The following is a 20,581-nucleotide window of genomic DNA, read 5'->3' as shown; positions in this document are numbered from 1 at the left end:
GATTTTCTGATTAATGAGCTGTTTCTTTAAGAATGGCTTGATAAAGATCGTCTGCTGGCGAGAGTCCACATACCTCTTCCAGCACACCTTCAATGCCTTTTTCTTTTCGTAATGCCTGCAGACGAACAGCTTCTTCGTCTTCAGTAAAGTCGTAAGCCAAAGCTGCCACAATGCCTTTCATTAAATACTGTGGCTGTCTGATTTTTTTCGCTGGACCGATTAAACGGTCATTTGCTCCAAGCTTTCTAAGCGGGGAACGTGCGACGCGCGTGACTTCATCAGAGATAAAGGCATTTTCAAATCGTTTGATGATTTTTTGGATATACGCATCATGTTCTTCTTTTTGAAAACCATATGTGTCGATTAAATAACTGCCCGTTTCGTGAAGTGCACCTTCGACCACTTGACGAATCTCTGGTGTATCGACAGCTTCTTTAATCGTTTGCACGCCTTTTTCGTACCCGACATAAGCAGCTAGTGCATGTCCTGTGTTGACAGTAAAGAGCTTACGCTCAATATAAGGCGTCAAATCTTGTACAAAGGTCGCTCCATCGATCTGAGGAACGTCTCCAATAAAGCCTGTCTCATCAATGACCCACTCGAAAAATGGCTCGACTGATACTTTCAAAATGTCCTCATGGTGCTGAATGGGGACAATGCGGTCAACCGCAGCGTTTGGAAAACCAACTGTGTGTGACAGCGCTTCTTGTTCATCAGCTGTTAAATGAGAGAAAACAGCTTCCTTTAAATGAGAGCTGCCGCCAATCATATTTTCACATGCCACAATGTTGATGATATGATCAGATTTTTTCTGTTTTAAACCTTCAGCAATCGATGAAGCAATGATGTTCAAAACAGCTGGTCCAACAGCTGTTGTAATGAGATCAGCTGTTGCAACTGCCTCTCTTAAAGCGGCTGGATCTTTTGCGGAATTGATGGCTGACACAGGACCAACCACTTCTTGCTGCTGCCCTGGTGCTGCGAGTTCAACCGTGTATTCTCCTTTTTCATTCAGCTCGTTGATCACCGCTTCATTTACATCGGTAAAAACGAGCTCAAAGCCTGATGCTTTTAACAAAGATCCGATAAACCCTCTGCCAATATTTCCTGCTCCAAAATGAAGTGCCTTCATGTTAGTTCACCTCGTTAAAGATGGCAATCAGTTCATCCTGATCCTTTGCATGAATGATACGCTCTACGTTTTCTTCCTCTGAACAGACAATCGCAATTTGGGAAAGAATATCGAGATGTTCATTGTTTTTACCAGCGATACCAAATACAACTTTAGCAATATTCCCCTCGCCATATTCAACGCCATCTGGAATTTGGATAATGGAAATTCCTGAATGAAGGACAGCCGCTTTCGCATCTTCTGTTCCATGAGGAATGGCAATTCCGTTGCCCATAAATGTAGAAGAAATGTTTTCTCTTTCAAACATTTTGTCCACATAATCACTTGTGACATAACCGTTTGCAACTAAGACTTCGCCTGCTTTTTTAATGGCTTCTTCTTTAGAGCCCGCTTGTTCGTTTAGAAAAATATTATCTTTTGAAAGTACTTGTTTCATGAAAGATCACACACCTTTTTTAGAATAGAAATCAGAAAACAGCCAAAACGGGGAGTTCAATGAGGAAAAATTGGACTCAACCCGTTTCGTCATGTTATTTTTTCAATTTCTCAATCAGCTCATCGTATTTCGGGCTGTTTAAGAAATTATCAACTGAGATATGGACAGCTCCTGGCAGTTTTGCCTTAGCTCTATCTGTTAAATCTTTATGAGTAAAGACCACATCGGCATCATCTGGGATGTTGCTGATGGATGTATTTGTCACATCAATATCAAGCTCTGCCTTTTTGACTTTATTCTTTAAGACGGATGCGCCCATCGCACTTGAGCCCATTCCTGCATCACAGGCAAAGATGATTTTGTTCACGTTATCTGGATTGATTTCATCTGGAGATGCTGCTTGCTCGCTTGCTTCAGCGCCTTCTTTTTGTGCTGTAAGAGCAGCTGCTGCTGCACTTTTCTTGCCTTTCATGTCCTGCATTTTTTCTGTTGCTGCTGTTAAGTCTTCGTCCACTGCTTTTGACGCTTTCAAAATGACAGAAGCGACAAGGAACGATACGACCGCTGCCACGACAACACCTGCTAGAACGGCAAGGTGGCCGCCTTTTGGTGACATGAGCATAAGAGCGATAATACTTCCTGGTGACGGCACAGCCTTTAAGCCTGCATTTAACAGTGTAAAGGTCAGAACGCCGCTTGCTCCACCAGCAATAACCGCTAAAATGAGCTTTGGCTTCATTAAGATGTATGGGAAGTAAATCTCATGGATTCCCCCTAAAAATTGAATGACAATCGCACCCGGTGCAGACTGCTTTGCCGTCCCTCTTCCAAAGAACATGTAAGCTAGAAGAACACCGAGACCTGGTCCTGGGTTTGTTTCAAGCAAGAACAGAACGGACTGGCCTGTCTTCGCTGCTTGCTCCACCCCTAATGGCCCTAAAATTCCTTGGTTAATGGCATTGTTTAAGAACAATACTTTCGCTGGTTCAATGAAGATACTCGCCAGCGGAAGTAAATGTGCATTGACAATGATATCTACACCTGCCGCAAGGGCTTTATTCAAACCTAGTACCACTGGACCGATGGCGTAGAAAGCAATGACGACCAAAATGGCACCTAGAATACCTGCACTAAAATTATTAATCAGCATTTCAAAACCTGATCTGATTCGGTCTTTGAACAGCTGGTCGATTTTCTTAATGAGATAACCGCCAAGCGGCCCCATGATCATTGCGCCTAGAAACATTGGGATGTCTGAACCGACAATAACCCCAATCGTAGCGGTTGCACCGAGTACCCCGCCTCGATGGTCATATACGAGCTTCCCGCCTGTGTAACCGATTAAGAGCGGCAGCAAGTAGTTGATCATTGGACCAACAAGTGTATTTAATTGTTCATTTGGAAAATAACCACTTGGAATGAACAATGCGGTGATGAGTCCCCAGGCGATAAACGCTCCAATATTCGGCATGATCATACCGCTTAAATAGCTTCCAAAGCGCTGTATTTTTACGCGAAATCCGCTTTTTTCCTGCATCTATGAAAACTCCTTTCTTCTCTCCCTTTATTTAGGGCTTTATAGGTCAAAAGATATAAGAACAAGATTCAGTGAAGCCCTTATGCCTATCGTAAAACGCTTTCACGTTCTCTTCAATTGAAACTAAATGTCACTTTGTCACATCAAGTGTGACAAAACTGAAAAATGATGTGACATCACCTTCAGACCCCAATACCAAACGGGTGAAAAGGTAGATTTGCCGTTGTTTTGAAGCAAAATTCATGGGAATTTCACAACTTTCAAATGGTCTCTTCTTGTTTCCTCTTCTTAAATCGAATAGGCTTATAATTGATCAAACCTATTCAATTAAGAAATGTCTGCGCAGACATGACACAGAAAAAGTGAACCATCTTGCTGTTTGTTTCGTTTACCGATTAGAACGGGCGGAACAATAGGAAGAGCGGTTTTTTCTGTGACTCACAGTTTACTGCCGCTTTCTTTCTGATACATGAGACATTTTCATAGGTAGAAAGGCGGTTATTCATCTTGTTTAAAAATAGTAAGTGGCTTCTGCTTCTTATGGTCATGTTCGCTTTTTCCATTCCAAAGGAAGCATTTGCTCACGCATACGTCGTGAGCTCAAACCCGGCGGCAAATGAAGAGCTGGATCAGCAGCCTCCTTCAGTCTCGATCACATTTAGTGAAGGGATTGAAAGCGGATTTCATGCCATTAAAGTGCTAAATGCAAAAGGTGATCGTGTGGATAAAGGAGATACGGTCATTAAAGATCAAAAGATCATGGAAGCGGCTTTGAAAAAGAATTTACCAAAAGGAATTTACACCATCCAATGGAATGCGGTATCAGCGGACGGACACTCTGTCTCTGGCATGATTCCGTTTAGTATTGGAAAAGCGGATGGCGGTTTTGACCAATTAGAGCAAGGTCAAACGAATGATTCCATTGATGTGGCCTCAACTATTGATAAAGCCTTTCTTTATACGTCATTCAGCTTATTCCTTGGGACCATTTTGTTTGGACTGCTTTGGTTTAGGGCAGCGATTTCACCTGTATTGGCGAAACGAATGAAGCGGCTTTTGACATTGTCATTGATGATGATGGGCGGAGCACTTGTGTTCCAGCTGCCAATTCAGACAAAATCAGCGGCAGATGTGTCCTTTTGGGGGGCATTTCAGCCTTCGCTTTTACAAGAAACGATTGCGTCCACTTCTGGCGGCAGTCTGTGGATGATGCTTATGGCGTCATTTGTTCTTCTCACCATCTGGACGATTGTAGCAGTGAGAAAAGGGGACTTCTCTTCTTTTCGGGTTTGGCTGTTTCCACTGCTCCTCTTCATAGTGCTCCTTTGGGTGAAAGCACAAATCGGACATCCAGCCGCAACAGACAATAAAATACTCACAACATCACTTGATTTCATCCATCTCGTCTCTGCTTCGATTTGGGTCGGTGGTTTAACAGCTATTGTCCTTCTATTGATGAAGAAACTGCCAAATGAAGATCAGCCGCTCATTCGGAGTACGCTAGCAGCATTTCATCCTTGGGCACTGCTCTCTGTTGGACTCATTGTGTTTTCAGGATTTGTGAATGCCATCTTTATTTTGCAATCGTTTGACGCTCTTTTCCAATCAGCATACGGACGCACCTTTTTAATCAAGCTTGGTTTATTTATCATCATGGGCCTTCTTGGGCTTATGCATTACTTAATGCTGAGATGGGAAAAGAAGCAGAAACGCAGCATTTCCTTACGAGCCGAATGGATGATCGGGATCGCCATTTTGTTATTAACAGCTGTCTTTACCAATATTCCGAGCCCTCCTCCGCCTGCACCTGAGCCCTTCTTTGGTGCAAATCAGGTCGAGCATCGTGATATTGTGTCCTTGAGCATTACTCCGAATGCCCCGGGGAAAAACTCATTCGAAGTGGCATTTACAAAGAAGAATGGCGAAACGATCTCTGATATTCAATCTGTAACAGCCAAGATCCATAAGGTGGCTTTATTCGGTGATGAGACACCGAGTGAATTTCAGCTGAAACGATTAAAAAATGGTCATTTCTCTGCTGAAAATCTCTTATTAAATGAAAAAGGCACATGGAAAATTGAAATCCATGCGTTAACTGGTTCTTTTAAGAATATCGATACCACATTTATTAGAAGAAACTAAAAGGAGTTCATCACATATGAAAAAATACGTTAAAGCTTTATTACCAATGCTTCTCGCTTCATTTTTATTAGCAATTCCTGTGAGTGCGCACGTAACAGTCAAGCCTGATACATCTGCGACAAATGCTTGGGAGACCTATACATTAAAGGTTCCTTCTGAGAGTGACAGCCCGACGACAAAGGTTGTCTTGTCAATACCTAAAGGCGTAGAATTCCAGCAATATGAGCCAGTACCTGGCTGGAAAACGTCAACTGAAGAGAAAGATGGCAAGGTAACAAGAGTGACTTGGGAAGCAACAGGTAAGGGTGTGCTTGCTGGACAATTCCAGCAATTCGTTTTTGTAGCGAAAAACCCTGAAAAAGCAGGTGAAGCTGCTTGGGATGCGTATCAATATTATAAGGATGGAACTGTCGTTGAATGGACTGGCGATAAAGATGCTGATAAACCTCATTCCATCACAAACATTGTGGCATCTAATACTGTAACGGATTCACATGGCCAGGAAAAACCAAAAGAAGAAAAAGCCTCTGAAACAGCCTCTGCTTCTTCCTCACCACTTGTCCTTGGTCTGTCCATTGCTGCTCTAGTCGTGGCACTGATTGCACTTGGACTTGCTTTTAGAAAGAAATAAAAGCTGTATGAGCGATCGTTTTCTTAGAAACGATCGCTTTTTCTTCCTTTACACATGTACAAATCACACTGTTTACTTTGATGAGAAATCAATTATTTTCCATTTTCCCAACTTGTTATTACCAATATAGGATTGAATAGGATAAAGCCGCGTGCCATAATGAGACAGATGACCACATAGGAGGCTATGAGATGAACCATGTAATCATATTTGCTCATCCCCAGCAAAGCTTAAATCAAACCTTATTAGATCTTGTTGTGAGCACTCTATTGAACAATGGTCATAAAGTGACTGTTCGTGATGTCTATGCCATAGGATTTTCGCCAGAGCTCACCATTGCAGAAAAGGCTGCCATCAAATGCGGTGATGTCCCAATCGCTATTCAAAGAGAGCAGACGCTGATTCAGCAAGCGGATGTACTGACGTTTATTTTTCCAATATGGTGGACAGGCTTGCCGGCCATGCTAAAAGGATATGTAGAGCGCGTTTTTTCTGAAGGTTTTGCTTATCAGATTAATGAGGATGGTGAGATTGAAAATCTGCTTCAGCACAAAAAAGGTGTCATTATCAATACGCACGATGCCCCGAGGACTTTTCTTGATTCCAATAAAGTCTTCAGCTCCTCTCATCACATGACAACCGATACTGAAGTCTTCAATTTTATTGGCGTTCAGCCTGTCGAACGGCTTTTGTTCAGCAGTATGGAGCAGGCATCTGCAGATTACATACATGAAATTTTGAAAGAAACGAAAGAAACGGTGGATCAGCTTTTTCCGCCGGCTGTTTAACATAAAAAAGACTGCCGAGATTTCCTCTGACAGTCTTTTTCACGTTTATTCGTCTAACCCAATGGATACATATTTTGTTTCTAAATAAGGTTCGATCCCTTCGATGCCGCCTTCTCGGCCAATTCCGCTCTCTTTCATACCGCCAAAAGGTGCTTGAACAGCCGATGGACCGCCATCATTCCAGCCAATAATCCCATAATCGAGATGTTCTGAAATGTAGAGTCCGTTCCGATAATTTTCTGTAAAGAAATAAGCTGCAAGGCCAAAAGGTGTATCGTTGGCTAATTCAATTGCCTCGTCTAACGTTTTGAATGTCGTAATTGGTGCCACTGGACCAAAGGTCTCTTCATGCATGATGTTCATCGAAGGGTCCACATGTGTAAGAACCGTTGGCTGGACAAAATAATACGACTTGTCATCGTCGAAATGCGTATCGCCGCCGACAAGAACTTTCGCCCCTTTATCCACTGCATCTTGAATTTGGCCGACAATTTTATCAAAGCCGCGCTTGTTGATAATTGGACCGATGGATGTGCCTTCTTCAAAGCCATTTCCTACTTTCAGCTTTTCTACTTCTTTGCTGAAGCTTTGCGCAAATGCTTCATGAATGTCTTCATGCACAATTAAGCGGTTGGCACAGACACAGGTTTGTCCTGCATTCCGAAACTTAGATGCCGCTGCTTGTTTGACAGCTAGTTCAAGATTCGCATCCTTGTCTACGATGAGCGGAGCATGACCGCCAAGCTCCATTGATACGTGCTTGACTGTGCTGGCACTGTTTTTGATCAAGTGCTTTCCGACGGGCGTTGAGCCTGTAAACGTGATTTTTCGAATCAATGGACTATCTGTGAAGATTTCACCCACTTCTTTGCCGTCTCCCACAACCCATTGCAGTGCATCCTCTGGAATGCCGGCTTCATGACCTAATTTGACTAGTTCAATGGCTGTCAGCGGTGTGTCTTCAGCAGGTTTTACAATAAACGTACAGCCTGCTGCAAGCGCAGGAGCTGCCTTTCTCGTAATCATCGCCGCAGGGAAATTCCACGGTGTAATGGCAGCCACAGGACCAACTGGCTGTTTTGTGACGAAAAGGCGTTTGTTCGTCGTATGTGACGGGATGGTTCTGCCGTAGATTCGCTTTGCTTCCTCCGCGTACCATTCAATATAACCAGCCGCATAGACGATTTCTCCTAATGCTTCTTGATACGGCTTTCCGTTTTCTTCTGTGATGATTTTCGCAAGCCTTTCTTTATGCTCAATCATCAGATCAAACCACTTGCGAATGATATTGGCACGTTCATGCGCTGACGTTTTCGCCCATGACTTAAATGCTTTGTGTGAACGGGAAATTGCATCTTCGATCTGTTCTTTTGTATGCTGAGCAACTGAAGCAATTTCTTCTCCTGTTGCAGGATTATACACTTTGAGTTCGTTTGTCATGCTCTACCGTCTCCTTCGTTCTTGGATTCATTACATATAGTATATACCCAATGAGTACCCACCCTAAAAGCAATATCCATTCAGCTGGCCACGATAAAGAGGCCGGCATTCCTGGAAAGTAAAATGAAAGGAAAAGAAGACTCAGTCCGATAGCTAAAATACCTGTCGTCCGCCAATATTTTATGCGATATGGACGCTCCAGCTCAGGTTCTGTTTTGCGAAGCCTCATAAAGGCAATGGACACGATTAAGTACCCGACGATGATTCCGACACCGCCCGCATTGACAATCCATACGAGGGCAGGACGCCCTAGTAATGGGGCGAAAAAAGCCAAAGCTCCAAGAAATAAAATGGCATTTGTCGGTGTTTTATACTTTGGATGAATATACGCAAACCATTTGGAAATCATACCTCTTTCCGCCATAGCATATAGAATACGGCTTGCACCGATAATAAAAGCATTCCAGCTCGTCACAATCCCTGCTACACCGCCAATGACAAGCACTGTTCCAAACGCTTGATGACCGAGAAGCTGAACCATCGCATCTGCGGTTGCTAATGAAGAGGCTTCAAGCTGTCCTTTTGACATTCCAGCAGCTACCCCAAAGACAATAAGCAGATAAAAAACGACTGCGCTCACGATGGAGATAATCAAGATTCTCCCAATGATTTTTTTTGGTGCGTTAATCTCCGCCGCTACTTGCGGAATGACATCAAACCCAACGAATAAAAAGGGAATCATGACTAACACCGCCATAAGACCGCCAACACCGCCTTGAAACATCGGCTCAAGGTTTGCAAAATCTCCATTAAATGCTGCGCCGCCTAAAAGGAGAAAACCTGTCAGAATAATCGCCACTGTGAACACGGACTGAAAAATGGCAGCAGGCTTCGCCCCAATGTAATTCAGCGCTGTTAAAAACAATGCCCCGCCAGATCCAATCAATACCCACGTGAAATAAACGTCCCATCCTCCTATATTCCATAAGAAGCCAGCATGCTGTGTTGGAATCACATAATCAATGACAGTCGGCAAGGCGACAGCTTCAAACGTAATCACAGACACATAACCAAACAATACGCCCCATGCTGAGACGAACGCTGCTTTCATCCCAAATGCCCGCTGGACAAAAACAAGCCCTCCGCCTGTCTCTGGAATCGCAGACGAAAGCTCAGCATACGTAAGTCCGATAAAGATGACGAGAACACCGCCTATAACGAAAGCAATCACACTGCCTAAAAATCCAGCTGTTAAAATCCAATCTCCCGAAAGTACAACCCAGCCCCAGCCAAGCATTGCACCAATGGACAAAAACAGCACGTCAGACTGCGACATCGTTTTTGCCATTTGTTGTTTTTGCATACAACCATCCCCCTTTGTTGTTTAGCGTGCTTTGAAGGCGTCCTCGATAATCCCTAGTCCTTCGTGAAGCAGCTCATCTGTGATGACAAGTGGTGTTAAGAAGCGAATGATATTCCCATTAATCCCTGCCGTTAAAAGAAGCAGCCCGTGCTCATTTGCATATGCTGCAATCGCTGCGGCTCTTTTCTTATCCGGTGTACGCGTTGTTTGATCTTCCACAATTTCAATTGCCGCCATTGCCCCTAACCGGCGGACTTCCCCAATGAATGGATACGCCTGTCTCCATTCATTTGCTTTGTCCTCAATGACTTGCCCAATATGTTCAGATCGTTGATTCAGTTGTTCTGTTTCAATGATATCAAGGACAGCCAGTGCAGCTACACAGCCTAACGGACTGCCTGCATATGTTCCCCCAAGCTCCCCTGGATCTGCCGCATCAAGCATTTCTTTTCTGCCAACGACACCGCTCAGCGGTAAGCCAGCTGCAAGAGATTTTGACACAGTGATTAAGTCCGGCACCACATCAAAGTGCTCAATCGCAAAGTATTTCCCTGTTCTCGCAAAACCGGTTTGGATTTCATCTGCAACAAAGACAATCCCGTGCTGCTGACAGAATGAAGCGACATGCTGAACGAAACGCTTCGATGGCACAATGAATCCGCCCTCCCCTTGGACTGGTTCCATGACCACACAAGCAACAGTTTCAGGTGCAACGGCTGCGACGAAGAATTGATTGAATTGATCAATGATGTACTCGTCGTACGCTGCATCACTTAATCCTTCAGGTTTTTGATAGTAATAAGGGTACGGTGCTTGGTACACCTCAGATGCGAATGGCCCGAAGCCAAATTTATATGGCTTGACCTTGCTCGTCATGCTCATGGTCATATTCGTTCTGCCGTGAAAACCTCTTGTAAACGACACAACGGCCTGTCTTTTCGTATATTTACGTGCAATTTTCACCGCATTTTCAACAGCTTCTGCACCTGAATTAAGAAAAATGGCTTTCTTATCATGATCCCCTGGTGTGAGATGGCACAGCTTCTCTGCCAATTCGATATACGATTCGTACATCATCACGTTGAATCCTGGGTGAATCAGGCTCTCTGCCTGTGCTTTGACCGCTTCCACGACCTTTGGATGTGAATGTCCCACGTTTAATGTGCCAATGGCGCCTGCAAAATCGATAAATCGTTTCCCATCAATATCGAACAGCTCGGCTCCTTTCCCCTTCGCTGCAAGATGACGGTTGCCATTACTCACGCCTCTTGCGACGTATTGATCTCTTTTCCCCTGCCATTCTTCGGTTGAAAAACGGTTTGTTGTCGTTTGACTCATTGTCATCCATCCCCTTTATATCCTTTTTTATTATTCTGAATATTTTTTGGTATGATAGAAAGTACCAATATCATTTTCTTCATGGTACCAGAGAGGATGGAATGGTGAGATGCTGACAATTCAACTAGACCAAACAGGACGAAACGGATATATTTATCATCAAATTTATATGAAAATTAAAGAAGAAATCTTAAATCGCAACCTGCAGCCGCACGATCAATTACCATCTAAACGAGAGTTAGCCGATACATTAAACGTCAGCGTTAATTCAGTGAATGGCGCCTATCAGCAGCTGCTTGCTGAGGGATATTTATATTCGGTTGAACGCAAAGGGTTTTTCGTGGAATCACTAGAAACATTTCATGAATCTGGTCAGCTGAAACCTTCTTCTCTTCCTGAAGATTTAAAGGAAGAACCGATTGCACGAGACGACTGGTATTCCTTTTCACATATCTCCGTCGATACAGCGAACTTTCCATTTAAAAGCTGGCTGAAAAGTGAACAAAAGGCGATCCATCTCCACCAAGAAGCCTTCGGTGAGCTTCCGCATCCACAAGGTGTGTATGAACTGCGGGAAACGATTGCCCGATTGATCGGACTTGCACGAGGGGTCAAATGCTATCCAGAACAGCTCATTTTAAGTGCAGGCACACAGTCACTGATCCATTCGTTATCAAGCATTCTTCCGGCCGATCAAATATATGGGTTAGAAAACCCTGGCTACCGCCGGCTCTTTCAAATGCTGAAAAACAATCATCACCAAATTGAAACGATTGGCATTGACCAAAAAGGTGTGCGGATGAGCGATATTCATAAGAAACAGCCAAATGTGCTGATCATTACCCCTTCACATCAATTTCCAACAGGGGTGATTATGCCGATTTCCCGGCGTATTCAACTGTTAAACTGGGCAGCTGATCAGCCAGACCGTTATATCATTGAGGATGATTATGACAGTGAATTTAAATATGGAACAGACAGCATTCCGGCGCTGCAAAGTCTTGACCGATATGACAAAGTCATTTATATGGGCACCTTCTCAAAATCATTGCTGCCCGGCTTGCGGCTAAGCTATATGGTGCTGCCTCAGCATTTATTGAGACGCTATAAGGAGGAACAGCATTTTTTCATTCAAACAGCCAATCTTTTTACACAATACACCCTTCTTCATTTTATAAAAGATGGGGCGTATCAACGGCATATTAAAAGAATGAATGGTTTATATGAGGAAAAACGGAAGCAGCTCATTGAAGAGCTCAATACGGTTTTTACTGACAATGTGCGGATTATTGGAGAAAATGCCGGTCTTCATTTTATTGCAGAGTTCCGCTCAAATCGAACGCAGCATGAGATTTTACAGCGAGCGAAAGAAAGAAAGCTGAAAATGTACGGAATGGATCGTTTTACCCTTGATGAGCAATTGCCGGGGCATCAGCCAGGCTTTGTTCCGCTCGTCCTCGGCTTCTCACATATGAAGCAAGAGGATATTCAGCCGGCAGTGAAACGGCTGTATGACGCCATTTTTGGGAAATAAAACAGCCAGCTGCTCTTCATAGACAGCTGGCTTACCACCGTTCTTTATCTGCAGCTAGAATCGATGACATGAGTCCAGGAAAAGCGGTCTCGATGTCTTCTTTTCTTAAAGAATAGTAACGGTGCTTCCCGTCAATTCTCACTTTCACGACGCCTGCCTCCCTCAGCACTTTGAAGTGATGGGAAAGCGTGGATTTGGCAATATTCATCTCATACGTGCCGCATGTCCTCTCCCCCGCTTCCGCTAAGCAGCGGACAATTTCTAACCGGATTGGATCAGCCAATGCGTGCAGCACAGAAATCAGTCTCATATCTTCTTTGTTTGGATGGTTTGGATTCGTCATACAATAAATGTATCGTATTTTGTGCCAACATACAATCTCATTCACCTGGAGCTAGTCAAGTAACGATATGACTTCACAAACGTCTATGAGTAATGAGACTGCCTTGAAGAAAGACATGTTGATCGTCGCTCTTCACGGCAAAACAAAAATATATACCGCACGAAGGATAAAATACCTGTCATGCAGACGGGTATTTTTTTAAGTTCATTTTCTTGTCATGGGTCATTGGTTTTGTTATCATAGCAAAAGTGACCACTCGGTTTCCATTGTGACCATATGGTTTTGCCGATTCGGAAAGGACTTATGAAGATGAACGAAAAGCAAGAAGAGATTTTGCGGGTTTCAAAGAAATTATTTTCTCAAAAAGGCTATATGAGTGTCTCCATGCAGTCAATTGCCGATGCCTGCAAAATATCAAAAGCGTCTATTTATAAACTGTTTGATTCAAAGGAAGCTCTTCTACTAGAACTGATTAAATACAATCAGCGCAAAATGAGAGAGATTTCCCGCATCATTCATTCAGAAACGACGCTGTCCAAAAAGGAAAAATTCACAAAGAAGATCAAGCTTGAGCTTGAAGAGTTTAAAGAGAATCATAAATTTTTGAACATGCTGTCCTTTGAAGCTTTTTCTCAGCATTCGCCTATTGTCATTAAACACTTACGCGAGACTCGCTCCATTATCATGCAGCGGCACAGAGACATTATTTTGAGCACCTATGGTGAATCCGTCGCTCCTTATGTCTGGGATCTCGTAATTGTTCTCAATGGATTAATGAGAGAATTCATCTTAATGCTGGCGATTGAGCACAAGAACATCAAATTAGAAAATGCTGCCGAGATGATTATCGGTGTGATGGACCGTGTATCGAAAAAGCCTTGCTCAATTGAGCCTGTGTTAACAGATCAGCTCATGGACTCTTATTTGTTTTCCTCACAGGACGGATATGATGAAGAAAAACTTGTCATCTCGTACTTAACGAAGATCAAACAAGAGCTTCACGCACTGTCAAACGGAGAAGAAAAGGACGATCTCCTCTCTGCGTATGAGCTGCTCAATCAAGAATTATCAACGGATGAACCGAGAACCTTTTTAGTCAGCTCACTGCTCGATTATTTAGGCAAAAACAGCGTTTTATCACAAAACGTGTCACAGCTGAAAAGCATCATTTTATAGATAAAGAAGGGATAACATGAACCAATCAACTACATCGTATAATCGATCTGTGATTGTTGGGATTTTCCTCGTTGGGGCATTCGTTGCGATTTTAAACCAAACGCTTCTCATTCCAGCGATCCCGCATATCATGGAAGATTTCAATATTGAGGTCAGCAAAGGACAGTGGCTTACAACAGCCTTTATGCTGACAAACGGGATTCTCATCCCCATTACGGCTTTCTTAATTGAGAAATTTTCAAGCCGTTCTTTAGTTTTAACGGCACTTAGCATCTTTACAGCCGGTACAATTCTCGCTTCATTTGCAACGAATTTCCCGGTGTTACTTGCAGCGCGTATCGTACAGGCAGCAGGCGCAGGGATTTTAATGCCGCTGATGCAAACGATCTTTTTAACCATTTTCCCGAAAGAAAAACGCGGACAGGCAATGGGCATGGTCGGACTTGTCATTTCGTTCGCACCAGCGCTTGGACCAACACTTGGCGGCTGGATTGTCGATTCCTTCAGCTGGAAGGCCCTGTTCTATATTGTTCTGCCAATCGGTATCATTGATCTCATTCTTGCTTTCTTCTTAATGAAAAATGTGACGCAGCAAAGAGAAACACGTATTGATGTTTTATCTGTCATCTTGTCGTCGTTCGGTTTCGGCGGGCTGCTTTACGGATTTTCTAGTGTCGGCACGTATGGATGGACGAGTGCGACTGTTCTCATTTCGCTGATTGTCGGCGCCGTGAGCTTGTTCTTCTTTATCCTGCGCCAGTCGAATTTGACAAAACCAATGCTGGAGTTTGGCGTATTTAAATTTGCGATCTTTAGCTTAACAACCTTCCTCGGCATGCTTGTCTTTGCTTTATTAATTGGGACAGAGACGATTCTGCCGCTTTATACGCAGAATGTCAGAGGGCTGTCTGCACTTGATACAGGGCTTATCTTATTGCCAGGTGCTCTCTTCATGGGACTCCTGTCACCGATTATTGGACGGATTTTTGATAAAGTCGGCGGAAAAGGGCTGGCATTAGGCGGATTTACGATACTCACCGTTACCACCCTGCCATTTATGCTGCTCACCCTTGATTCATCGATCGTCCTCATTACGGTCGCCTACACGCTTCGCTTAATCGGGGTTGGGATGATCATGATGCCGCTGACAACCGCAGGTATTAACTCTTTACCGCCTCATTTGATCCCTCATGGGACAGCGATGAATAACACGATGAGACAAGTAGGCGGTTCCATTGGAACGGCTGTGCTTGTTTCCATCATGAGCAGCTCTGCTGCAAATGCAGAATTGGCCAATCCATTAAAATCGGCCGTTCATGGAATGAATACGTCATTCTTCATTTCTGGTCTAATTGCCGTCATTGGTCTCGTCCTCTCTTTTTTCTTAAAAGAAAAAAAACGTGAGAATAAAGTGATGAAGCAGGAGCTATCTTCCTCCTCGTCTTCTTCATAAGAAAAAGAGCTCGGCATATGGCCGGCTCTTTTTTCATATACTCATACAATATCGTCCTCTCTGTAAATACATTTGTATTTCTAGTGAAGAAAAACCTTGATAATTTAAAGAAAAGAGTTGATAATAGGAACTATTCAATTTGTGAGAAAATTTTTACTATAGGAGATGTATGCATTGAAGGTCGTTAAATTTGGTGGCAGTTCACTTGCATCTGGCAAGCAGCTGCAAAAGGTATTTGACATTGTAACAGCAGATCCAGCTAGAAAAGCAGTCGTTGTTTCCGCACCAGGAAAACGGCATTCAACGGATACAAAGGTCACCGATCTATTAATTAGCTGCGGTGAACAATATTTACGTTTAGGCGAAGCACATGATTTAAAGGAAGCAGTCATTGAGAGGTATGCCTCAATAGCGGATGAACTCGGATTAGGTCAAGACATTATCGATACGATCAGGCAAGATCTAGAGGCACTATTACAGGCTGATTCATCCCGCCCTGAGTGCTATCTTGATGCCATTAAAGCAAGTGGTGAAGACAATAACGCTAAGCTCATTGCCGCCTATTTCCGCCACCAAGGTGTGGAAGCTCATTATGTGAATCCAAAGGAAGCTGGTTTGTTTGTGAGCGATGAGCCTGGTCAAGCGCAAGTTCTGCCGGAGTCTTATGATCATTTGTACAAATTAAGAAAGCGCTCTGGCATTATTATATTCCCAGGCTTTTTTGGCTTTAGTCTCGCGGGCGACATCGTCACCTTTTCGCGAAGCGGCTCCGATATTACCGGCTCCATTTTGGCGAACGGCCTGAAGGCAGATGTATATGAAAACTTTACAGATGTCGATGCTGTTTATGCCGTCAATCCAACGATCGTTCATGAACCGAAAGAGATTACAGAGCTGACATACCGGGAAATGCGCGAGCTGTCCTATGCTGGTTTTTCTGTGTTCCATGATGAAGCACTCATTCCAGCCTTCCGTGCAGGCATTCCGGTACAGATTAAAAACACTAATAACCCTTCGGCAAAAGGGACAAAAATCGTAAATCAGCGGGACCATACAAATGGACCTGTAGTTGGAATCGCCTCAGACAATGGATTTTGCAGCATTTACATTAGTAAATATTTGATGAACAGAGAAATCGGTTTTGGACGTAAGGTGCTGCAAACACTAGAAGAGTATGGGCTGACGTATGAGCATGTTCCTTCTGGCATTGATGATATGACCATTATTTTACGGCAGGATCAGCTGGAGGAGCAGCATATTGAAGAGGAGCTGCTAGACCGTTTGAAGGTCGTGCTTGATGCAGATGAGGTCGTTCTAGAGCGGAATCTCTCACTGATTATGGTAGTAGGAGAAGCGATGCGTCATAATGTTGGCACAACAGCAAGAGCGGCAAAGGCGCTGTCAAAAGCGAAGGTCAATATTGAAATGATCAATCAAGGCTCTTCAGAAGTCAGCATGATGTTTGGCGTCAAAGCGGCGCAAGAAAAAGTAGCTGTTCAAGCCTTGTATGAGGAATTTTTCTCTATGTCTACTGTCCCTGTCTCTCTTTAATCAGAAGGCTGCCAGATCTTTGGATCGGCAGTCTTTTTTCATCTCGCCGATCAGAGTGTTTTTGCGCATGAAAGTGTATCTATTTCTTGTTTGATTTTGTATGATAGAGACAAATCAACTATCCGTTCCGGCCTATGATCGGAGCTACAAGGAGTCCTAAAACAATGCCTCGTCAACAACTATTAAAACAGTTTCGCAATTTCCATGATGCTTCTACTAGTATTTTAAACATGATGAGTCAATTCATTGATGTGAATACACTGTTTATTGCTAAAAATGACCAACACACCAATCAAATTGTAAAGGTGCTAAATCATGACGAGCAGCTTCTTGAAGAAGGAGAAGAACTTCCTTACGAAAAGACATTTTGCAAGCGTGCGGTCGATCATCGGGATACACTTGTGATTCCTGACATTTCGAAGGATGATCGTTTTAAATACTTAGAAGTCACGAATAATCTTCAAGGCGGCTCGTTTATTGGGGTTCCCATTGATTTCACAGATGGGACGAACTACGGAACGATTTGCGGACTTGATTTGAAGCCGAAGCAGTTCACAGAAGAGCATGTGTATATGTTTGAAACGATGGCTTCTTTATTAAGCTATGTCCTCGAACTAGACCGTGCCAACCGGCAAATTCAGCAATTGTCTGTACCGATCGTACCAGTTGTTGACGGTGTCGCCGTGCTTCCTCTGCTTGGTGATATCGAAGAGACACGTGCTCAGCATATTTTGGAAACCATTTTACAGGAAAGCTACAGGCTGTCGCTCTCTCATTTGGTCATTGATGTATCGGGAACCAAAAGCCTGAATGAACAAAGCATTCAATATTTGGTCAGCTATGCACAAACGCTGAGACTTTTAGGAATTTCGGCGGTTTTAACAGGAATTAAGCAAGACCTTGCTTTAAGTGCGATTCAATCCAATATATCGTTTAAAGACATCACCATCCGGAAAGACTTGCCGCAGGCACTTGCTCATATTGGGTTAACGTTTACCAAAATGGACTAAATGGTGATACACACAAAGGGTTAACTGATGTTAGCCCTTTTCTTGTGGGAAAAGTAAACGAATCATGAATGTCATTCGCTTTTATTATTCATTTATCAACTCAATCTGTTCCTGATATAAGTCCACAAACCATTTTACAATGGACAGGCCAAGTCCGAATTCTCCACATGGTACATTTGTTCTGGAATATATCCGCTTTATAGAATGTGCTGGACTTCTTCTGTTGCAATACCAATACCTATTTCTTCTTCTTCAATGATCGTCTCTCCATTCTCTTGTGTTCCTCTTAAGAAAATAAGGCCATCTTCGGGTGAATTGAATGGCGTTCTTTATAATATTCATCAATAATTTGAATAAGCCAGTCATAATCTGCGGCGTATACCTTTTATTCATGATCCACGGCTAAAATTCTCTTCAGCGATTCGATTCAGTTGCTCCTTAATCACTTCAAACGTATTGATAAGTGGATAGTGAAGTTTTTAAAGTTGAATGGATTTCCTCATAATCCATACTTTCATATCTTAGCCCAAATATTTTCTGTCAGTAAAGCTTCATGCAGTTGTCAAGCCTCCGCTGTCTCTTTGTGTAGCTTTATATTACATGTTCCTTCTTAAATCTCAATTGGAATCAATTGATTTCTTGAACTTATATATCAACATTATAAAAATGGTATAAGACCCTTATATTCTTAAAATAACCTTAAATTTATATAATTAAGTATTTATATCCATTTTTTTATATTAATATAAATCTACAACTTATTAAGGAGTGTTATTTTTGAAAAGAATTAAAAGTTTATTAAGAACTTTAGTACCTATTTTACTAATACTAGTATTATCATTCTCTATTTTATTAGAACCTTATCAAAATAAAGCATACGCATCATCATCAGATGCTGAATTAGTTATTAAGATAGCAAAACTATATAAAGTAGATGATAAAGATATTAAGAAACTTGAAGATGGTATAAAAATAATTGAAAATCCACTTTTTCAAAAATGGTTTAAAAAAGCTTATGAGGAACAAGAAAAAAATTCAAAGAAAAAAATCGCACAAATAAAAAAAGACGCGGAGGTCGCTTATAAAAAATTAAAATCTATATATAAAGATGTTATCAAGTTAATTAAGGGTACTGTGAAAACAATTGAAGGGTTTAATAGATTAATTGATGACTTTGGAAAAAGAATGGATAAAATTAAGAAAGAAACTGATCAAAATTATATAGAAGTTATGAAAAGTGTTAATGAAGCAAATCGTATTACTAAAAAATTAAATAAAGACATGACAGCAAATAACAAACGCATACAGCAAGCTAATAAACAAATTTTAAGTTCCATGACAAGTATTAGTAACGGTCTCAAAGCTGCTACAAATCAATTGAATAGTGCTAATAAAGCTGCTGAAAAAAATATTAATCAAATGCAGAAACATATAAATAGATTAAAGAATCCAAAACTCGATATTAACCCTAAATTAATTCATCTCCAAAATGTCAAAGCTAATATTTACACTTCTGAAATTCATTTATCAGCTTCTACAAGCGGGATAGCAAATGCGGGGAAAATGTATAGTGGTTTAATGGAAAACTTTATTACAAATGTTGCCTACATTGCTCCGGGCACTGGTGATGTATTAGCACTAAGTGAGGTTTTATCAGGAAAAACACTAAATGGAACTTCCCTGACTAATACAGACATAGCTCTTAATTCAGCTGCAATCATCATGGGGCCAATGGGTCGTACAGGTAAAGTAGTAAATCAAGCACAGAGAAAATTGTTACAAAGCGCTAAAAAGCCAAAATTCACATCAAAAAAAGAAAACCTAACTTGGTTGGAAAAGACAGGGAATAGGTATACTGCTTATGAAGTGAAAGGAACAGTAACAGTCGCTAAAAAAGTGAAAAAAATTGATAGAAGAGTCTATAGAATGAATAATATTGATTGGAATTATAAACCTAAAAAAGGCCGAGGGAAAACAAATCTTGAACTTGCAAAAGGTGGCTACTCCCCTTATGATAAAGACGGAAGTATGATTGAATTACATCACTCCATTCAAAAAGAACCAGGGGCTATGATTGAACTTTCCCAAAATAAACATACTAAATTTAAAAAGGAACTCCATGGAATCATTAAGACTGGTCAAAGTTTTCGAAATAATCCCATTTTAGAGAAACAATACAATAATTTCAAAAAAAATTATTGGAAATCTAGAGCTCAAGAGATTCTAAATAAATTATAGAAAGAGGAAACACAATGTTAGTTGAAGATATGATTCTAAATTACTTTAAAAAATATCAAGATGAAGATAGTGTAATTTATGGAACTTTGACTGATGAGGAAGTCTCTTATATAGAAAGAGAATTAAATGTCAGTCTTCCTGATAGTTACAAATGGTATATCAAACAATTTGGAACTGGCGGTATTTTAGGCATATGGATTGAAGGTGGTTCTCCAGGCGAAATTGAAGAATCACCTGTCATTGAGACCACTCGTACTTTTCAAGAACAAGGGCTTCCTGATGGCTATGTAGTCATAGTCAATCACGGTCCTTATATGATGGTCCTAGACACAAACCAAATGAAAGATGGCGAGTGCCCGGTGCTTAATTGGTCTCCATATGAGGAAGAGACCATTTACGCCAAAGACCACTTCTTTGAATATCTTCTTTGCGAAATCATAGAAGGTATTGACTCTTTTGCTGAATAATA

At 41.9% G+C, this 20,581-nt stretch carries 17 protein-coding genes; 10 read left to right on the top strand and 7 right to left on the bottom strand.

Going from position 1 to position 20,581, the window contains the following annotated elements:
* Positions 1–10 precede the first annotated feature (10 nt).
* The 3 genes from M1D81_RS02245 to M1D81_RS02235 all read right to left on the bottom strand — a co-directional run bounded on the left by M1D81_RS02245 (position 11) and on the right by M1D81_RS02235 (position 3,105).
* On the bottom strand, positions 11–1,132 hold the full coding sequence (locus M1D81_RS02245) for a mannitol-1-phosphate 5-dehydrogenase (RefSeq protein WP_456265750.1): 1,122 nt from the start codon (positions 1,130–1,132) through the stop codon (positions 11–13).
* Between the two features lies 1 nt (position 1,133).
* Positions 1,134–1,568, bottom strand: a complete 435-nt coding sequence (locus M1D81_RS02240; protein WP_012008933.1) for a PTS sugar transporter subunit IIA — start codon at positions 1,566–1,568, stop codon at positions 1,134–1,136.
* Between the two features lie 94 nt (positions 1,569–1,662).
* Positions 1,663–3,105 (bottom strand): PTS mannitol transporter subunit IICB, encoded by a 1,443-nt coding sequence (locus tag M1D81_RS02235; RefSeq protein ID WP_456265751.1) that lies wholly within the window; start codon positions 3,103–3,105, stop codon positions 1,663–1,665.
* Positions 3,106–3,612: 507 nt separating this feature from the next.
* Here M1D81_RS02235 and M1D81_RS02230 point away from each other — a divergent pair.
* From M1D81_RS02230 to M1D81_RS02220, 3 genes are all read left to right on the top strand, one after another.
* Positions 3,613–5,247, top strand: coding sequence for a copper resistance CopC/CopD family protein (locus M1D81_RS02230; RefSeq protein WP_456265752.1), 1,635 nt, complete (start codon positions 3,613–3,615; stop codon positions 5,245–5,247).
* 16 nt (positions 5,248–5,263) lie between these two features.
* On the top strand, positions 5,264–5,878 hold the full coding sequence (locus tag M1D81_RS02225) for a YcnI family copper-binding membrane protein (RefSeq protein ID WP_024425541.1): 615 nt from the start codon (positions 5,264–5,266) through the stop codon (positions 5,876–5,878).
* 191 nt (positions 5,879–6,069) lie between these two features.
* Positions 6,070–6,666, top strand: coding sequence for an NAD(P)H-dependent oxidoreductase (locus M1D81_RS02220; protein WP_456265753.1), 597 nt, complete (start codon positions 6,070–6,072; stop codon positions 6,664–6,666).
* 45 nt (positions 6,667–6,711) lie between these two features.
* Here the strand turns inward: M1D81_RS02220 and M1D81_RS02215 are convergent, their stop codons facing one another.
* Genes M1D81_RS02215 through gabT form a run of 3 tightly spaced genes read right to left on the bottom strand, consistent with a single transcriptional unit; the run spans position 6,712 to position 10,807 of the window.
* Positions 6,712–8,106 carry an NAD-dependent succinate-semialdehyde dehydrogenase gene (locus tag M1D81_RS02215; protein WP_456265754.1) on the bottom strand — a complete coding sequence of 465 codons (1,395 nt, stop codon included), beginning with the start codon at positions 8,104–8,106 and terminating at the stop codon, positions 6,712–6,714.
* On the bottom strand, positions 8,081–9,469 hold the full coding sequence (locus tag M1D81_RS02210; protein WP_456265755.1) for an APC family permease: 1,389 nt from the start codon (positions 9,467–9,469) through the stop codon (positions 8,081–8,083). The genes M1D81_RS02215 and M1D81_RS02210 overlap by 26 nt, the downstream gene beginning before the upstream one ends.
* 21 nt (positions 9,470–9,490) lie before the next feature.
* Positions 9,491–10,807, bottom strand: coding sequence for a 4-aminobutyrate--2-oxoglutarate transaminase (gabT, locus tag M1D81_RS02205; protein WP_456265756.1), 1,317 nt, complete (start codon positions 10,805–10,807; stop codon positions 9,491–9,493).
* Between the two features lie 109 nt (positions 10,808–10,916).
* Here gabT and gabR point away from each other — a divergent pair, with 109 nt between their 5' ends.
* Complete coding sequence (gene gabR, locus M1D81_RS02200) at positions 10,917–12,341, top strand: MocR-like transcriptional regulator GabR (RefSeq protein WP_456265757.1); 1,425 nt, start codon at positions 10,917–10,919, stop codon at positions 12,339–12,341.
* Positions 12,342–12,372: 31 nt separating this feature from the next.
* Here gabR and M1D81_RS02195 read toward each other — a convergent pair whose 3' ends face one another.
* Positions 12,373–12,684, bottom strand: coding sequence for an ArsR/SmtB family transcription factor (locus tag M1D81_RS02195; protein WP_456265758.1), 312 nt, complete (start codon positions 12,682–12,684; stop codon positions 12,373–12,375).
* A 309-nt stretch (positions 12,685–12,993) separates the two neighbouring features.
* Here M1D81_RS02195 and M1D81_RS02190 point away from each other — a divergent pair, with 309 nt between their 5' ends.
* From M1D81_RS02190 to M1D81_RS02165, 6 genes are all read left to right on the top strand, one after another.
* Entirely contained in the window at positions 12,994–13,860 is an 867-nt protein-coding gene (locus M1D81_RS02190; protein WP_456265759.1) for a TetR/AcrR family transcriptional regulator, read from the top strand.
* A gap of 16 nt (positions 13,861–13,876) precedes the next feature.
* Positions 13,877–15,313, top strand: coding sequence for an MDR family MFS transporter (locus M1D81_RS02185; RefSeq protein WP_456265760.1), 1,437 nt, complete (start codon positions 13,877–13,879; stop codon positions 15,311–15,313).
* A gap of 174 nt (positions 15,314–15,487) precedes the next feature.
* Positions 15,488–16,864 (top strand): aspartate kinase, encoded by a 1,377-nt coding sequence (locus M1D81_RS02180; protein WP_456265761.1) that lies wholly within the window; start codon positions 15,488–15,490, stop codon positions 16,862–16,864.
* A gap of 164 nt (positions 16,865–17,028) precedes the next feature.
* Complete coding sequence (locus M1D81_RS02175; RefSeq protein ID WP_456265762.1) at positions 17,029–17,874, top strand: GAF domain-containing protein; 846 nt, start codon at positions 17,029–17,031, stop codon at positions 17,872–17,874.
* A 777-nt stretch (positions 17,875–18,651) separates the two neighbouring features.
* Positions 18,652–20,112, top strand: a complete 1,461-nt coding sequence (locus M1D81_RS02170; RefSeq protein ID WP_456265763.1) for an HNH/ENDO VII family nuclease — start codon at positions 18,652–18,654, stop codon at positions 20,110–20,112.
* A gap of 14 nt (positions 20,113–20,126) precedes the next feature.
* Complete coding sequence (locus tag M1D81_RS02165) at positions 20,127–20,579, top strand: SMI1/KNR4 family protein (protein ID WP_456265764.1); 453 nt, start codon at positions 20,127–20,129, stop codon at positions 20,577–20,579.
* Positions 20,580–20,581: the final 2 nt, after the last annotated feature.

Source organism: Bacillus sp. JZ105 (genome assembly GCF_053903125.1).
The sequence above is the reverse complement of the archived record's forward strand: the minus strand, read 5'-3'. Positions and strand labels throughout refer to the sequence as shown.

Excerpts from the sequence above, each read along its gene's own strand:
- M1D81_RS02210 (WP_456265755.1), bottom strand. The coding sequence starts at position 9,469 with ATGCAAAAACAACAAATGGCAAAAACGATGTCGCAGTCTGACGTGCTG.
- M1D81_RS02195 (WP_456265758.1), bottom strand. The coding sequence starts at position 12,684 with ATGACGAATCCAAACCATCCAAACAAAGAAGATATGAGACTGATTTCT.
- M1D81_RS02235 (WP_456265751.1), bottom strand. The coding sequence starts at position 3,105 with ATGCAGGAAAAAAGCGGATTTCGCGTAAAAATACAGCGCTTTGGAAGC.
- gabR (WP_456265757.1), top strand. The coding sequence starts at position 10,917 with ATGCTGACAATTCAACTAGACCAAACAGGACGAAACGGATATATTTAT.
- M1D81_RS02190 (WP_456265759.1), top strand. The coding sequence starts at position 12,994 with ATGAACGAAAAGCAAGAAGAGATTTTGCGGGTTTCAAAGAAATTATTT.
- M1D81_RS02165 (WP_456265764.1), top strand. The coding sequence starts at position 20,127 with ATGTTAGTTGAAGATATGATTCTAAATTACTTTAAAAAATATCAAGAT.
- M1D81_RS02240 (WP_012008933.1), bottom strand. The coding sequence starts at position 1,568 with ATGAAACAAGTACTTTCAAAAGATAATATTTTTCTAAACGAACAAGCG.
- M1D81_RS02175 (WP_456265762.1), top strand. The coding sequence starts at position 17,029 with ATGCCTCGTCAACAACTATTAAAACAGTTTCGCAATTTCCATGATGCT.
- gabT (WP_456265756.1), bottom strand. The coding sequence starts at position 10,807 with ATGAGTCAAACGACAACAAACCGTTTTTCAACCGAAGAATGGCAGGGG.
- M1D81_RS02215 (WP_456265754.1), bottom strand. The coding sequence starts at position 8,106 with ATGACAAACGAACTCAAAGTGTATAATCCTGCAACAGGAGAAGAAATT.
- M1D81_RS02245 (WP_456265750.1), bottom strand. The coding sequence starts at position 1,132 with ATGAAGGCACTTCATTTTGGAGCAGGAAATATTGGCAGAGGGTTTATC.
- M1D81_RS02220 (WP_456265753.1), top strand. The coding sequence starts at position 6,070 with ATGAACCATGTAATCATATTTGCTCATCCCCAGCAAAGCTTAAATCAA.
- M1D81_RS02185 (WP_456265760.1), top strand. The coding sequence starts at position 13,877 with ATGAACCAATCAACTACATCGTATAATCGATCTGTGATTGTTGGGATT.
- M1D81_RS02225 (WP_024425541.1), top strand. The coding sequence starts at position 5,264 with ATGAAAAAATACGTTAAAGCTTTATTACCAATGCTTCTCGCTTCATTT.